At 65.7% G+C, this 15779-nt stretch carries 16 protein-coding genes and 1 pseudogene; all 17 read left to right on the plus strand.

Going from position 1 to position 15779, the window contains the following annotated elements; translation table 11 throughout:
• Positions 1 to 4 precede the first annotated feature (4 nt).
• The 17 genes and pseudogenes from thrB (at position 5) to G6N20_RS02620 (ending at position 15778) form a co-directional block, all read left to right on the plus strand.
• Entirely contained in the window at positions 5 to 952 is a 948-nt protein-coding gene (gene thrB, locus G6N20_RS02545; RefSeq protein ID WP_142271998.1) for a homoserine kinase, read from the plus strand.
• A gap of 260 nt (positions 953 to 1212) precedes the next feature.
• Positions 1213 to 3006, plus strand: a complete 1794-nt coding sequence (gene rho / locus G6N20_RS02550) for a transcription termination factor Rho (protein ID WP_083047765.1) — start codon at positions 1213 to 1215, stop codon at positions 3004 to 3006.
• A 173-nt stretch (positions 3007 to 3179) separates the two neighbouring features.
• A complete protein-coding gene (gene rpmE / locus G6N20_RS02555; RefSeq protein WP_083047763.1) occupies positions 3180 to 3422 on the plus strand; it encodes a 50S ribosomal protein L31 in 243 nt (80 codons plus the stop codon).
• Between the two features lie 98 nt (positions 3423 to 3520).
• Positions 3521 to 4594 carry a peptide chain release factor 1 gene (gene prfA / locus G6N20_RS02560; protein WP_083047761.1) on the plus strand — a complete coding sequence of 358 codons (1074 nt, stop codon included), beginning with the start codon at positions 3521 to 3523 and terminating at the stop codon, positions 4592 to 4594.
• On the plus strand, positions 4594 to 5523 hold the full coding sequence (gene prmC / locus G6N20_RS02565) for a peptide chain release factor N(5)-glutamine methyltransferase (protein WP_083047759.1): 930 nt from the start codon (positions 4594 to 4596) through the stop codon (positions 5521 to 5523). Before prfA ends, prmC begins: the two co-directional genes overlap by 1 nt.
• A gap of 2 nt (positions 5524 to 5525) precedes the next feature.
• Positions 5526 to 5624 (plus strand): annotated as a pseudogene (locus G6N20_RS22085) (hypothetical protein); the annotation flags it as partial.
• Positions 5621 to 6274 carry an L-threonylcarbamoyladenylate synthase gene (locus G6N20_RS02570; RefSeq protein WP_083047757.1) on the plus strand — a complete coding sequence of 218 codons (654 nt, stop codon included), beginning with the start codon at positions 5621 to 5623 and terminating at the stop codon, positions 6272 to 6274. The pseudogene G6N20_RS22085 and the gene G6N20_RS02570, both read left to right, overlap by 4 nt.
• A gap of 100 nt (positions 6275 to 6374) precedes the next feature.
• Positions 6375 to 7568, plus strand: coding sequence for a UDP-N-acetylglucosamine--decaprenyl-phosphate N-acetylglucosaminephosphotransferase (gene rfe / locus G6N20_RS02575; RefSeq protein WP_083047755.1), 1194 nt, complete (start codon positions 6375 to 6377; stop codon positions 7566 to 7568).
• A gap of 250 nt (positions 7569 to 7818) precedes the next feature.
• Positions 7819 to 8325, plus strand: coding sequence for an ATP synthase subunit I (locus G6N20_RS02580; protein ID WP_083047753.1), 507 nt, complete (start codon positions 7819 to 7821; stop codon positions 8323 to 8325).
• Positions 8318 to 9070 carry a F0F1 ATP synthase subunit A gene (atpB, locus tag G6N20_RS02585; protein ID WP_083047751.1) on the plus strand — a complete coding sequence of 251 codons (753 nt, stop codon included), beginning with the start codon at positions 8318 to 8320 and terminating at the stop codon, positions 9068 to 9070. Before G6N20_RS02580 ends, atpB begins: the two co-directional genes overlap by 8 nt.
• A gap of 50 nt (positions 9071 to 9120) precedes the next feature.
• The gene (locus G6N20_RS02590; protein ID WP_003406686.1) at positions 9121 to 9366 is read left to right on the plus strand and encodes a F0F1 ATP synthase subunit C; all 246 of its coding nucleotides are present in this window, start codon (positions 9121 to 9123) and stop codon (positions 9364 to 9366) included.
• Between the two features lie 32 nt (positions 9367 to 9398).
• A complete protein-coding gene (locus tag G6N20_RS02595; protein WP_083047749.1) occupies positions 9399 to 9923 on the plus strand; it encodes a F0F1 ATP synthase subunit B in 525 nt (174 codons plus the stop codon).
• 7 nt (positions 9924 to 9930) lie between these two features.
• Entirely contained in the window at positions 9931 to 11271 is a 1341-nt protein-coding gene (locus G6N20_RS02600) for a F0F1 ATP synthase subunit B/delta (RefSeq protein ID WP_083047746.1), read from the plus strand.
• 46 nt (positions 11272 to 11317) lie between these two features.
• A complete protein-coding gene (gene atpA, locus G6N20_RS02605) occupies positions 11318 to 12967 on the plus strand; it encodes a F0F1 ATP synthase subunit alpha (protein WP_083047744.1) in 1650 nt (549 codons plus the stop codon).
• 18 nt (positions 12968 to 12985) lie between these two features.
• On the plus strand, positions 12986 to 13897 hold the full coding sequence (locus G6N20_RS02610) for a F0F1 ATP synthase subunit gamma (protein ID WP_083047743.1): 912 nt from the start codon (positions 12986 to 12988) through the stop codon (positions 13895 to 13897).
• Between the two features lie 29 nt (positions 13898 to 13926).
• Positions 13927 to 15381, plus strand: coding sequence for a F0F1 ATP synthase subunit beta (atpD, locus tag G6N20_RS02615; RefSeq protein WP_083047741.1), 1455 nt, complete (start codon positions 13927 to 13929; stop codon positions 15379 to 15381).
• A gap of 31 nt (positions 15382 to 15412) precedes the next feature.
• Positions 15413 to 15778, plus strand: coding sequence for a F0F1 ATP synthase subunit epsilon (locus G6N20_RS02620; protein ID WP_083047739.1), 366 nt, complete (start codon positions 15413 to 15415; stop codon positions 15776 to 15778).
• Position 15779 lies beyond the last annotated feature (1 nt).

The following is a 15779-nucleotide window of genomic DNA, read 5'->3' on the forward strand; positions in this document are numbered from 1 at the left end:
GGCCTTGGTGACCCCGATGCTGCCCGCCGGCCTGGTGGCAAGCGCCACCGTGGCGGCGTCGAGCGCTAACCTCGGCCCGGGTTTCGACAGCCTCGGGCTGGCATTGAGTCTTTACGACGAGATCATTGTCGAGACAACAGATTCCGGCCTGGCGGTGGTGGTCGAGGGAGAGGGTGCCGAGCAGGTGCCACTGGGCCCCGAACATCTGGTGGTGCGTGCCGTCCGGTGTGGGCTCGATGCGGTGGGTCTCGGCGCCGCCGGTCTGGTGGTGCGCTGCCGCAACGCCATCCCGCATTCGCGAGGGCTCGGCTCCTCGGCTGCGGCCGTGGTAGGGGGCCTCGCGGCGGTCAACGGGCTTGTCGCACAGACCGGTTCGACAGCGCTGAGCGAGACCCGGCTGATCCAGCTGTCCTCGGAGTTCGAGGGTCATCCCGACAACGCCGCGGCGGCCGTATTGGGTGGCGCGGTGGTTTCTTGGACCGACCGGACCAAGGGTCGGCCCGACTACCGGGCGGTACCGCTGCGGCTTCATCCCGATATCCACCTGTTCGCCGCGGTTCCCGAGGAGCGTTCGTCGACCGCGGAGACCCGGGTGCTGCTGCCCGCCCAGGTCAGCCACCACGACGCCCGGTTCAACGTCAGTCGTGCCGCGTTGCTGGTGGTGGCGCTCACCGAGCGGCCGGATCTGTTGATGGCGGCCACCGAGGACGTGCTTCATCAGCCGCAACGCGCCCCGGCGATGCCGGCCTCGGCGGAATATTTACGCCTGTTGCGGCGTCATGATGTGGCGGCGACTCTGTCCGGGGCGGGCCCTGCCGTGATCGCGCTGACCACGGTGCCCGAGTTGCCCGCCGAGGCGATCCGGTACGGGGCCGCCAACGGCTTTACGCTGACGGCGATGACCGCCGGCGACGGCGTTCGCTGGAGCCCCGGAGTCACAGTCCCCGGGTGATCCACATCGCCGCGGGTTTGCTTGCTTCCGGCCAGGAAGCGGGTTATCCTCGGAGCCGTCCAGCAATCGCAGCATCTGCATCTGCATCCATACTGCCTTGCCGCTAGGACAACCACCAATTCTTCTTGTGGACGAGGTTCGCCGTTCTAGCCGCCGACTTGGCGATCACCGTTACAGAGTCGACTTGTGCACGCGGCAATCGAGCCGAATGCAACGAACCCTCCCTCGAAGTGATCGGCGGGGGGAAAGAAAGGAAATCCGTGACCGATACGGACCTCATCACGGCTGGCGAAAGCGCCGACGTCGACAAGCAGCCGGGTTCTGCGACCGCAGACACGCCGGACGTCCAAACCAACGCGCCGGCCGGCGCGCTGTCCACCATGGTGCTGCCCGAACTGCGCGCATTGGCCAATCAAGCCGGTGTCAAGGGGACGTCGGGCATGCGAAAGAGCGAACTGATTGCGGCGATCCAGGAAATCAGGGGAAAGGCCAACGGCGCTTCGCCGGGAGCCTCCGCGGGAGGCGACGTGACGACTCTCACCGAGGAACCGCCCGGCGGGGAAGGGCAGCACGAGACGCCGGGTCAAGCACCGCGCCGGGACCGACGGAGCGTCCCGGGTGACGTGGGATCGTCCGTCCGCGAGGGCACGACCACCGAAGCGGACGCGGCGGCCGACGAGGCTGACGGCCGCCGGGCGGGCCCCGAGGGCGCCAAGACGGACGAGCGCGGACCAGACACGGGTGCTGACCAAGAGCCGAGCGGTGACCAGCAGGGGTTGGCCGGTCAGCAGCCTCGCGGCGATGAGGACGGCGAGGGCCGTCAGGGGCGCCGGGGGCGTCGATTCCGTGATCGCCGCCGTCGTGAGCGGTCGGGCGACGGCGCCGAGGCTGAACTGCGTGAGGACGACGTCGTCCAGCCGGTGGCCGGCATCCTCGACGTCCTCGACAATTACGCGTTCGTGCGCACCTCGGGCTATTTGGCCGGTCCGCACGACGTCTATGTGTCGATGAACATGGTGCGCAAGAACGGTTTGCGTCGTGGCGATGCGGTGACCGGTGCGGTTCGGGTGCCCCGCGAAGGCGAGCAACTCAACCAGCGGCAAAAGTTCAACCCGCTGGTGCGCCTGGACAGCATCAACGGCGGATCGGTCGAGGACGCCAAAAAGCGCCCCGAGTTCGGCAAACTGACCCCGTTGTACCCCAACAAGCGGCTTCGTCTGGAAACCACCCCGGAGCGGCTGACCACCCGGGTCATCGACCTCATCATGCCGATCGGCAAGGGCCAGCGCGCGCTGATCGTGTCCCCACCCAAGGCGGGTAAGACGACGATCCTCAAGGACATCGCCAACGCGATCACCAAGAACAACCCGGAATGCCACCTGATGGTCGTGCTCGTCGACGAGCGGCCGGAGGAGGTCACCGACATGCAGCGCTCGGTCAAGGGGGAGGTCATCGCCTCCACGTTCGACCGGCCGCCGTCGGACCACACCTCGGTCGCCGAGCTGGCGATCGAGCGGGCCAAGCGGCTCGTGGAGCAAGGCAAGGACGTGGTCGTGCTGCTCGACTCGATCACCCGGCTGGGGCGCGCCTACAACAACGCGTCGCCGGCCTCGGGGCGGATCTTGTCCGGTGGTGTGGACTCCACCGCGTTGTACCCGCCCAAGCGTTTCCTCGGCGCGGCGCGCAACATCGAGGAAGGGGGATCGCTGACCGTCATCGCCACGGCGATGGTGGAGACCGGATCCACCGGCGACACGGTTATCTTCGAGGAGTTCAAGGGCACCGGCAACGCCGAGCTCAAGCTGGACCGCAAGATCGCCGAACGGCGGGTGTTCCCCGCGGTCGACGTCAACCCGTCGGGCACCCGCAAGGACGAGCTGTTGCTCTCGCCCGACGAGTTCGCGATCGTGCACAAGCTGCGCCGGTTGCTGTCAGGGTTGGATTCCCACCAGGCCATCGACCTTTTGATGTCGCAGCTGCGGAAGACGAAGAACAATTACGAATTCCTCGTGCAGGTGTCCAAGACGACACCGGGGTCCCTGGATAACGACTAGGGCGGTTGGGATACCGCGACACCGCAACCACGCACGCATGCCCGGGAATGCCCGCGCCCATCCCGCTGTTTGGGGTGGTGGCAGTTGACCTGGCATAATCGACCCGCGACTGCGGGCCTGACCGCCGGATTGAACGCCGGGAGCACGAGCGGCCAACGATCGAAGAGGACACCATGAAGACCGACATTCATCCCGCCTACGAGGAGACCACCGTGGTCTGCGGATGCGGGAACACCTTCCAGACGCGCAGCACCAAGCCGGGCGGCCGTATCGTGGTCGAGGTTTGCTCCCAGTGCCATCCTTTCTACACCGGCAAGCAGAAGATCCTCGACAGCGGCGGCCGGGTGGCCCGTTTCGAGAGGCGGTACGGCAAGCGCATGGTCGGCGCCGACAAGGCCGAGTCGCCCCACAAGTAGCTGGCTTACCGACGCCCGAACTGTGCACGAGCTGCACAGGCCGGGCGTCGGTTTGCGTTTGCGGTAGCGACATTGCAGAACGGGGCAGGAGGTGTGACATGACGCAGCCGGTGCAGGCGATTGACGTCGTGCTCGCCGAACACGCGCAGCTCGAGCGTGCGCTGGCAGATCCCGAACTGCACGGCAAGCCCGATGAGGCGCGCAAGGTCGGACGCCGGTTTGCCCGCTTGGCGCCGATCGTCGCGACCCATCGCAAGCTGATGTCTGCGCGCGAAGACCTCGAGATCGCACGCGAATTGGCCACACACGACCAGTCCTTCGCCGACGAGGTTGCCGAACTGGAGTCGCGGGTAGCCGAACTGGACATCCAACTCACCGACATGTTGGCCCCGCGTGACCCGCATGACGGCGACGACATCGTGCTCGAAGTCAAATCCGGTGAGGGGGGCGAGGAATCGGCACTATTCGCCGCCGACCTGGCCAGGATGTATATCCGCTACGCCGAGAGGCACGGCTGGACGGTGACTGTGCTGGACGAAACCACCTCGGATCTCGGCGGATACAAGGACGCGACGCTGGCGATCGCGAGCAAGGGCGACACGCCCGACGGGGTGTGGTCGCGAATGAAGTTCGAGGGCGGGGTGCACCGGGTGCAACGCGTTCCGGTGACGGAATCCCAAGGGCGCGTGCATACTTCGGCGGCTGGTGTGCTGGTCTATCCGGAACCGGAGGAGGTCGGCGAGGTGCAGATCGACGAGTCGGACCTGCGCGTCGACGTCTTCCGCTCGTCCGGCAAGGGCGGACAGGGCGTCAACACCACCGACTCCGCGGTGCGGATCACCCACCTGCCCACCGGAATCGTTGTCACCTGTCAAAACGAGCGGTCGCAGCTGCAGAATAAGACCCGAGCGTTGCAGGTGTTGGCGGCTCGCCTGCAGGCCATGGCCGAGGAACAGGCGCTGGCCGAAGCCTCGGCGGACCGGGCCAGCCAAATCCGAACCGTGGACCGCAGCGAACGCATCCGCACCTACAACTTCCCGGAGAACCGGATCACCGATCACCGGATCGGTTACAAGGCACACAATCTCGATCAGGTGCTGGACGGCGACCTCGATGCGCTCTTCGATGCGTTGAGTGCCGCCGACAGGCAGGCTCGGCTGCAACGGTCATGATGACGGTCCGGCCGCGATCCGGCTCCGCGGGCCCCGCGGGGGGGTACCACCCGCTTGCGGGGGACAGCGCCACCGTCCAGCACAGCTTGTGGCGGGCGATCGACTCCGCGGCGGCGCGACTCGCGCGCGCCGGGATTGACTCCGCGCGCTGCGACGCCGAGCACTTGGCCGCCCACCTGGCGGGCACGGACCGCGGACGGCTGCCCCTGCTGCAGACGCTGGGCGAGGAGTTCTTCGAGCAATACGACGACGCGGTCACCGCGCGCTCGCGGCGGGTTCCGCTGCAGCATCTCACCGGCACGGCGTCGTTCGGACCGGTGTTGCTGCGCGTCGGACCGGGTGTGTTCATACCGCGTCCGGAGACCGAGGCGATGTTGGCCTGGGCCACCGCGCAGCCGCTGCCGGCCCGCCCGGTGATCGTCGATGTGTGCACCGGATCCGGGGCATTGGCGGTCGCGCTGGCCCGGCATTGGCCCAGCGCCCGTATCGTTGGCATCGATGACTCCGAGGTGGCGCTGGGCTACGCGCGCGGTAACGTCGAGGGCACCGCCGTGGAACTCGTCCGAGCCGACGTCACCACGGAGGGCCTGCTGCCCGAACTGGTCGGACGGGTCGACCTCCTGGTCGCCAACCCGCCCTACATTCCCGACGGTACCGTCCTGGAACCTGAAGTGGCGCAACATGATCCACATCACGCATTGTTCGGCGGACCGGACGGAATGGCGCTGATAGCCGTTGTTGTCGGGCTTGCCGGCCGATGGCTGCGTCCTGGCGGAGTGTTCGCCGTCGAACATGACGACACGACATCGGCGCTGACCGTCGAACTCATCGACAACACAGGATTTTTCGACGAGATAGTGGCCCGACAAGATCTGGCCGGGCGGCCAAGGTTCGTGACGGCCCGCAGGAGGAAGGAGCGGCGGCCGTGACCCGCGCCGGCGACGATGCAGTGGGGGCACCACCCGCTTGCGGGGGACGAAGCGATGAGGTGGGGGCACCACCCGCTTGCGGGGGAGAGCGGCGCCTGTGACCGACGTGTTCGACTGCGCTGATCCGGACCAGCGTTCGCGCGGAATCGCCGCCGCGGTAGCGGCGCTCAAGGCCGGTCGCCTGGTCGTGATGCCGACGGACACGGTCTACGGCATCGGCGCCGACGCCTTTGACAGCACCGCGGTGGCCGCGCTGATGTCGGCCAAGGGGCGTGGGCCCGATATGCCGGTGGGTGTTCTGGTGGGCTCCTGGCACACCATCGAGGGTCTGGTCTATTCGATGCCCGACGGGGCACGCGAACTGGTGCGCGCATTCTGGCCCGGCGCGCTGAGCCTGGTGGTGGTGCAAGCGCCGTCTTTGCAGTGGAATCTTGGCGATGCGCACGGCACCGTGATGTTGCGAATGCCGTTGCATCCGGTCGCCATCGAGGTGTTGCGGGAGGTGGGGCCCATGGCGGTGTCCAGCGCCAATATCTCCGGCCAGCGGCCCGCGGTCCATGCCGACCAGGCGCGCAGCCAGTTGGGCGACCTCGTCGAGGTGTATCTCGATGCCGGTCCCTCCGCCCAGCAGGTCGCCTCGACCATCGTCGACCTGACCGGAGCCGCCCCGCGCATCCTGCGTCCCGGACCGGTCAGTGCCGAGCGGATCGCCGAGGTGCTCGGGCTGGACCCGGCAAGTTTGACCACATAGCCGCCGAGTGTGAATCTCGCGTCGGTCTTCCGGCGTGTCGCGTCGTGAGATTCACAATCGGTGTAGTGGGTCCAGTCTCTCAGGTTGGTAAGGTCTCGAGGTGTCCAACGATGTGGCCAGCCTTGCCGGTGGTTTGCTCGCGCTGTCGGACCGCGGCGCCGGTGTCCCGCTGCGCGAGCTCGCACTGGTCGGTCTGACCGCGGCGATCATCACCTACTTCGCAACCGGGCCGGTGCGAGTGTTGGCTACCCGCTTGGGGGCGGTGGCCTATCCCCGGGAACGGGATGTGCACGTGAACCCGACCCCTCGAATGGGTGGGCTGGCGATGTTTCTGGGTGTGGTCGCCGCGGTCTTTCTTGCCTCCCAGCTTCCGGCGCTGACCCGCGGGTTCGTGTACTCCAACGGCATGCCCGCGGTGTTGGTGGCGGGCGCGGTGATCATGGGCATCGGGTTGATCGACGACCGTTGGGGCCTGGATGCCCTGACGAAATTCGCCGGCCAAATCACCGCGGCCAGCGTGTTGGTCACCATGGGGGTGGCGTGGAGTGTGCTGTACATCCCGGTGGGCGGTGTCGGAACCATCGTGCTGGATCAGGCTTCGTCGATCTTGCTCACGCTGGCGCTGACCGTGTCGATCGTCAATGCCATGAACTTCGTCGATGGTCTTGACGGATTGGCCGCCGGGTTGGGCCTCATCACCGCGCTGGCGATCTGCATGTTCTCGGTCGGCCTGTTGCGTGACCACGGTGGGGACGTGTTGTATTACCCGCCGGCCGTGATCTCGGTGGTGCTCGCGGGAGCGTGTTTGGGCTTTTTGCCGCACAACTTCCACCGGGCCAAGATCTTCATGGGTGATTCGGGTTCGATGCTGATCGGCTTGATGCTGGCCGCTGCTTCCACGACCGCCGCCGGGCCGATCTCGCAGAACGCCTACGGCGCGCGCGACGTGTTTGCTTTGCTGTCACCGTTCTTGTTGGTGGTGGCCGTGATGTTCGTGCCGATGCTCGACCTGCTGCTGGCGATCGTGCGGCGCACCCGCGCCGGCCGCAGCGCCTTTAGCCCCGACAAGATGCACCTGCACCACCGACTGCTGCAGATCGGCCATTCGCATCGCCGGGTGGTGTTGTTGATCTACCTGTGGGTGGGCATCGTCGCGTTCGGCGCGGCGAGCACCATCTTCTTCGACCCGCGCCATACCGCGGCGGTGATGCTGAGCGCGCTTCTTGTCGCCGGCATAGCGACGGCGATCCCGCTGTTGCGCCGCCGCGACGACGACTACTACGACAGTGACTAGGCCCAGTCTACGACGAGCGGTAGTAGTGCCCTTGACCTTGTGGTACGGTGCAGGTAGGACCCCGAAACCAAGCTCGCGAGTTGCCCGCTACCCGGTACGCCGGATGCATATCCGGTGGTGCCGATTGATGACCGACACAGGGAGCTACCCCTTGGGTGATTCCAGCGTGACCCTTGCGATACGCTCTGCGGGCCACCGCTCTGAAAAACGGGTGGTTCCCGCTCCGTCTACCCGGGATTGAGGTGCTGCAGTGACGACACCAGCGCAGGACGTTCCGTTGGTGTTTCCCGCTGTGGCTTTCCGCCCCGTTCGCCTCCTCGCCATCAGCGCCTGCCTGACGGCGGTGGCCATGCTGATCGCCGGCGTCGCCGGACAGCTAATGGTTGGGGCGTTCATGGGGATCGGCCTGCTGCTGGGTTTGCTCAATGCCCTCCTGGTGCGGCGTTCGGTGGAGGTGATCACCTCACGGGCGAATCCGCTGAAGCGGTCGATGGCCCTCAACTCGGCGTCGCGGGTGGCGGTGATCACCATCCTCGCCCTGGTCATCGCCTACCTTTTCCGGCCTTCTGGCCTGGGCGTGGTGTTCGGGCTGGCGCTGTTCCAGGTGCTGCTGGTGGTCTCGACCGCGGTGCCCGTCTGGAAGAAGCTGCGTACCGGGGATCCGTCCGCTGCCACCGCTAGCCGGCCTCAGGGCTGCGACGGCGGGGTACCGACCGGAGCGGGTGGGACCGAAGGGAGGAGCACCAGCGATGACTGAGTCGATCCTGGCCGCCGAGATCGAGGTCGGCGAGCACCACACGGCCACCTGGCTCGGGATGACCGTGAACACCGACACGGTGCTGTCGACCGCGATCGCCGCGCTCATTGTGATCGCGCTGGCGTTCTTCCTGCGTGCCAAGGTCACCTCGACGGCCGTGCCGGGCGGCGTGCAGCTGTTCTTCGAGGCGATCACCATACAGATGCGCAACCAGGTCGAAAGCGCCATCGGGATGCGGATCGCGCCCTTCGTGTTGCCGCTGGCGGTGACCATTTTCGTGTTTATCCTGATCTCGAACTGGCTGGCGGTCCTCCCCGTGCAGTACACCGACGAGCACGGGCAGACCACCGAGTTGCTCAAGCCGGCGGCCGCGGATATCAATTACGTGCTGGCGCTGGCGCTGTTTGTCTTCGTCTGCTACCACACGGCCGGGATTTGGCGTCGCGGCATCATCGGGCACCCGGTCAAGCTCCTCAAGGGGCACGTGGCAATACTGGCGCCGATCAACGTCGTCGAAGAAATCGCCAAGCCGATCTCGTTGTCGCTCCGGCTTTTCGGCAACATCTTCGCCGGCGGCATCTTGGTCGCGCTGATCGCGCTGTTCCCGCCGTACATCATGTGGGCGCCGAACGCGATCTGGAAATCGTTTGACTTGTTCGTTGGCGCAATCCAGGCGTTCATTTTCGCGCTGCTGACGATCTTGTACTTCAGCCAAGCCATGGAGCTCGAAGAGGACCACCACTAGTACCGAATCCTGGTAAACCGCTGCCAGAGTTATCAAGGAGGATAAGAGAAATGGACCCCACCATCGCTGCCGGTGCCCTCATCGGCGGTGGACTGATCATGGCCGGCGGCGCCATCGGCGCCGGTATCGGTGACGGTGTCGCCGGTAATGCGCTGATCTCCGGCGTCGCCCGGCAGCCCGAGGCCCAGGGACGGCTGTTCACACCGTTCTTCATCACCGTGGGTTTGGTCGAGGCCGCCTACTTTATCAACCTGGCCTTCATGGCGCTGTTCGTCTTCGCCACCCCCGTCAAGTAATTCGACTGTGATGTCGGTTGTGATGGGTTGCAATGGGTGAAGTGAGCTCGATTGTTCTGGCCGCCAGCCAGGCAACACAGGCAGCAGAGGAAGGCGGCAAGACCAACAACTTCCTCGTGCCCAACGGCACCTTTTTCTTCGTGCTGGCCATCTTTTTGGTGGTGCTCGGCGTCATCGGCACCTTCGTCGTGCCGCCGATCCTGAAGGTACTGCGGGAACGCGACGCCATGGTCGCCAAGACGCTGGCCGACAACAAGAAGGCGGCCGAGCAGTTCGCTGCCGCCCAGGCCGACTACGACGACGTCATGGCGCAAGCCCGAGTCCAGGCGTCGGCCTTCCGCGACAATGCACGGGCCGCGGGCCGTAAGGTCATCGAAGACGCGCGCACTCGTGCCGAGCAGCGGGTGGCAGCGACGTTGCACGCGGCCAACGAGGAACTGAAGCGGGAGCGGGACGCCGTGGAACTGGATCTGCGCGCCAACGTGGGGGCCGTGTCGGCCACGCTGGCCAGCCGAATTCTCGGTGTCGAAGTGACCACCTCGGCCGTGACGAGGTAACCGGCTGATGTCGACGTTTATCGGACAGCTGATCGGGTTTGCGGCCATCGTGTTCTTGGTGTGGCGATACGTCGTGCCGCTGGTGCGGCGCCTGATGACGGCTCGACAGGACACGGTGCGCCAGCAGTTGGCCGACGCGGCGGCCGCCGCCGAGCGGCTGACGGAGTCGAAGTCCGCGCATAGCAAGGCCGTGGAAGCCGCCAACTCGGAGGCCCAGCGCGTCGTTGAAGAGGCCAAGGTGGACGCCGAACGCATCGCCGAGCAGATGCAGGCCCAGGCCGGGGTTGAGGCCGAACGCATCGAGGTGCAAGGTGCTCGTCAGGTCGAGTTGTTGCGGGGCCGGCTGACCCGGCAGCTGCGCCTGCAGCTCGGCCTCGAATCCGTGCGTCAGGCAGGCGAATTGGTGCGCAACCATGTTGCCGACCCGGCACGGCAGTCGGCCACGGTGGACCGCTTCCTGGACGAGCTCGACGCGATGGCGCCCGCGGCAGCGGAAGTCGAGCACCCGGTGTCGGCCAAGATGCGCCCGGCCAGCCGGCGAGCCCTGAGTAGCCTGGTCGAGAAGTTCGGCACCGCTGCCAAGAGCCTCGACAATCACGCGTTGACCACCTTGGCCGACGACTTGGTGTCGGTGGCCAAGATGCTGGACCGCGAAATCGTCGTCACGCGCTACCTCACGGTGCCCGCCGAAGACGCGACCCCCCGGGTCCGGCTGCTGGAACGGTTGGTGTCGGGCAAGGTCGGCGATCCGGCGCTCGACGTGCTGCGGATGGCCGTCTCCGAGCGTTGGTCGGCCAACTCCGATCTGGTGGACGCCATCGAACATGTGTCGCGGCAAGCCCTGCTGGCAGTGGCCGAACGTGAGGGGCGGGTCGACGAGGTCGAAGACCAGTTGTTCCGGTTCTCCCGAATTCTCGACGCGCAGCCGCGACTGTCAATCTTGTTGGGCGACTATAGCGTTCCGGTCGAGGGGCGTATCCGATTGTTGCGCAACGTGCTCGCCGGCGCGAGTGGCGGAGTCAATCCGATCGTGGTCTCCCTGCTGTCTCACACGGTCGAACTGTTGCGAGGCCAGCCGGCCGAGGAGGCCGTGCTGTTGTTGGCCGAAGTGGCGGTGGCCCGCCGCGGCGAAGTTGTCGCGCAGGTCGGTGCCGCGGCGGCACTCAGCGATGCCCAGCGGACCCGTCTGACCGACGTGCTGAGCCGCATCTACGGCCACCCCGTGGCCGTGCAGCTGCATATCGACCCCGCGTTGCTGGGAGGCCTTTCCATCGCGGTAGGTGATGAAGTGATTGACGGTACGCTCGCGTCGCGTTTGGCCGCCGCCGAGGCTCACCTGCCCGACTGAAAACCCGAACTGGTCAGCACAACCGCAAGTAGGAAGACGAAAAGCCATGGCCGAGTTGACAATCTCCGCTGATGACATTCAGAGCGCGATCGACGAATACGTAGGCTCCTTCACCTCCGAGACCGCGCGGGAGGAGGTCGGTACCGTGGTCGACGCCGGAGACGGCATCGCCCACGTCGAAGGTCTGCCGTCGGTGATGACCCAGGAGCTGCTGGAGTTTCCTGGCGGAGTCCTCGGTGTTGCCCTCAACCTGGACGAGCACAGCGTCGGCGCGGTGATCCTCGGTGACTTCGAGACCATCGAGGAAGGCCAGCAGGTCAAGCGCACCGGCGAAGTGCTGTCGGTTCCGGTTGGCGACGGGTTCCTGGGCCGCGTGGTCAACCCGCTGGGCCAGCCGATCGACGGGCGCGGCGACATCGAGGCCGACATGCGGCGGGCGCTGGAGCTGCAGGCGCCGTCGGTGGTGCAGCGGCAAGGCGTGAAGGAGCCGTTGCAGACCGGGATCAAGGCCATCGACGCCATGACCCCGATCGGGCGCGGCCAGCGTCAGCTGATCATCGGCGACCGCAAGACCGGGAAGACCGCGGTGTGTGTGGACACCATCCTCAACCAGCGGCAAAACTGGGAGTCCGGCGATCCGAAGAAGCAGGTGCGCTGCGTGTATGTGGCCATCGGGCAGAAGGGCACCACGATCGCCGCCGTGCGCCGCACCCTGGAAGAGGGCGGCGCGATGGACTACACGACCATCGTCGCGGCGGCGGCGTCGGAATCCGCCGGTTTCAAATGGCTTGCGCCCTACACCGGTTCGGCGATAGCTCAGCACTGGATGTACGACGGCAAGCATGTGCTGATCATCTTCGACGACCTCACCAAGCAGGCCGAGGCATACCGTGCGATTTCGCTGCTGCTGCGGCGTCCACCCGGCCGCGAGGCCTACCCCGGCGACGTGTTCTATCTGCACTCGCGGCTGTTGGAGCGCTGCGCCAAGTTGTCCGACGACCTCGGCGGCGGCTCGCTGACCGGTCTGCCGATCATCGAGACCAAGGCCAACGACATCTCGGCCTACATCCCGACCAACGTCATCTCGATCACCGACGGGCAGTGCTTCCTGGAGACCGACCTGTTCAACCAGGGTGTCCGGCCGGCCATCAACGTCGGGGTCTCGGTGTCCCGGGTGGGCGGCGCGGCGCAGATCAAGGCGATGAAGGAGGTGGCCGGCTCGTTGCGGCTGGATCTGTCGCAGTACCGCGAGCTGGAAGCCTTCGCCGCTTTTGCATCCGATTTGGACGCCGCATCCAAGGCGCAGTTGGAGCGCGGCGCCCGGCTGGTCGAGCTGCTCAAGCAGCCGCAAGCCCAGCCCATGCCCGTTGAGCAGCAAGTGGTTTCGATCTTCCTGGGCACCGGCGGTCATCTGGACTCGGTACCCATCGAGGACATCCGGCGATTCGAAACCGAACTACTCGACCACATGCGGGCCTCGGAAGAGAAACTGCTGAGCACGATTCGCGACACCCAGAAGCTCACCGAGGAGACCGAAACGGCGCTCACCGAGGTCATCAAGAACTTCAAAAAGGGCTTCGCCGCCACCGGTGGCGTCTCGGTGGTACCCGATGAACACGTGGAGGCACTCGACGAGGAGAAGCTTGCCAAGGAATCGGTGAAAGTCAAAAAACCCGCGCCGAAGAAGAAGAAATAGCACACGCAGGTAGATGACATGGCTGCCACACTTCGCGAACTGCGCGGACGGATCCGCTCGGCAGGGTCGATCAAGAAGATCACCAAAGCTCAGGAGTTGATCGCGACGTCGCGCATCGCCAGGGCGCAGGCCCGGCTCGAATCCGCCCGGCCCTATGCCGTCGAAATCACCCGGATGCTGACCACGTTGGCCGCCGATGCGGCGCTGGACCACCCGTTGCTGGTTGAGCGTTCCGAGCCAAAGCGGGCCGGCGTTTTGGTGGTGTCGTCCGACCGCGGTTTGTGCGGTGCTTACAACGCCAACATCTTCCGCCGCTCCGAGGAGCTGTTCTCCTTGTTACGGGAGGAAGGCAAACAACCGGTGCTGTACGTGGTGGGCCGTAAAGCGCTGAACTACTTCACCTTCCGCCACTGGAACATCACCGGGTCGTGGGCCGGTTTCTCCGAGCAACCCAAATACGAGCATGCCGCCGAGATCGCCTCGACCCTGGTGGACGCGTTCATGCTGGGCAGCGTCGAAGACCAACAGTCCGACACCGGCCAGGGCGTCGACGAGTTGCACATCGTCTACACCGAGTTCAAGTCGATGCTGTCGCAATCCGCGGAGGCCCACCGGATAGCGCCGATGGTGGTCGAATACGTCGAGGAGGAGCGGCTGCCGCGCACGCTGTACTCGTTCGAGCCGGATGCCACGACATTGTTCGAGTCGCTGCTGCCGCGGTACCTGACCACCCGGGTGTATGCGGCGCTGCTGGAGTCCGCCGCGTCGGAGCTGGCCTCGCGCCAGCGTGCGATGAAATCGGCTACCGACAACGCCGACGACCTCATCAAGGCCCTGACGCTGATGGCAAACCGCGAGCGGCAGGCCCAGATCACCCAAGAGATTAGCGAAATCGTCGGTGGCGCAAACGCGCTCGCCGAGGCTCGCTAACACAGGCCCCACGAGGAAGTGAAGAAGATATGACCGCTACTACAACCAACGCACAGACCGCTACGACGGGTTCGGACACCAGCGGGCGCGTGGTGCGGGTCACCGGGCCCGTGGTCGACGTGGAGTTCCCGCGTGGTTCCATTCCGGAGCTATTCAACGCGCTGCACGCCAAGATCGAATTCGAGTCTCTGGCCAAGACTCTGACGTTGGAGGTGGCGCAGCATCTGGGCGACAACCTAGTGCGCACCATTTCGTTGCAGCCCACCGATGGCCTGGTGCGCGGCGTCGAGGTCACCGACACCGGCAGTTCGATTTCGGTGCCGGTCGGTGAGGGCGTCAAGGGCCACGTCTTCAATGCGCTGGGCGACTGCCTCGATGAGCCCGGGTACGGGGCAGGCTTCGAGCACTGGTCGATTCACCGCAAGCCACCGGCCTTCGAGGACCTGGAGCCGCGCACCGAGATGCTCGAGACCGGCCTGAAGGTGGTAGACCTGCTGACCCCCTATGTGCGTGGCGGAAAAATCGCCCTGTTCGGCGGTGCCGGTGTGGGCAAGACGGTGTTGATCCAGGAGATGATCAACCGCATCGCCCGAAACTTCGGTGGCACTTCGGTCTTCGCCGGAGTGGGTGAGCGCACCCGTGAGGGCAACGACTTATGGGTCGAGCTTGCCGAAGCCAACGTGCTCAAGGACACCGCATTGGTATTCGGTCAGATGGACGAGCCACCGGGCACCCGTATGCGGGTGGCGCTGTCGGCGCTGACGATGGCCGAATGGTTCCGCGACGAGGCCGGCCAGGACGTGCTGCTGTTCATCGACAACATCTTCCGGTTCACCCAGGCCGGGTCGGAAGTGTCAACGCTGCTGGGTCGGATGCCCTCGGCGGTGGGATATCAGCCCACCCTGGCCGATGAGATGGGTGAGCTGCAGGAGCGCATCACCTCGACTCGGGGACGCTCCATCACCTCGATGCAGGCCGTCTACGTGCCCGCCGACGACTACACCGACCCGGCGCCGGCGACGACGTTCGCCCACCTGGACGCCACCACCGAGCTTTCCCGGGCGGTGTTCTCCAAGGGCATCTTCCCCGCCGTGGACCCGCTGGCCTCCAGCTCGACCATCCTGGACCCCACGGTCGTCGGCGACGAGCACTACCGGGTGGCGCAAGAGGTCATCCGGATTCTTCAGCGCTACAAGGACCTTCAGGACATCATCGCCATTCTGGGCATCGACGAGCTGTCCGAAGAGGACAAGCAGTTGGTGGGCCGCGCTCGCCGCATCGAGCGATTCCTCTCGCAGAACATGATGGCCGCCGAACAGTTCACCGGGCAGCCGGGTTCGACGGTCCCGGTGAAGGAAACCATCGAGGCGTTCGACCGGCTGTGCAAGGGAGAGTTCGACCACGTGCCCGAGCAGGCGTTCTTCCTGATCGGCGGCCTGGACGACCTGGCCAAGAAGGCCGAGAGCCTCGGCGCCCAGCTGTAAGCGTTGGGGTCGAGTCGAAAGGTAGTGTGGCATGGCTGAATTGAACGTTGAGATCGTTGCTGTGGACCGGAAGATCTGGTCGGGCAAGGGCACGTTTCTTTTCACCCGCACCACCGTCGGTGAGATCGGAATCCTGCCCCACCACATCCCGTTGGTGGCCCAGCTGGTTGAAGACGCGATGGTGCGCGTGGAGCGGGATGGCGACAAGGACCTGCGGATCGCGGTCGATGGCGGGTTCATGTCGGTGACCGAAGAGGGTGTCAGCATTCTCGCCGAATCCGCGGAGTTCGAGTCGGAGATCGACGAGGCGGCCGCCAAACACGATTCCGAGTCCGACGATCCCCGTATCGCCGCCCGCGGTCGCGCCAGATTGCGCGCCATCGGCGCGATCGACTAGC

This window comes from Mycobacterium shinjukuense (genome assembly GCF_010730055.1).
GTDB lineage: Bacteria > Actinomycetota > Actinomycetes > Mycobacteriales > Mycobacteriaceae > Mycobacterium > Mycobacterium shinjukuense.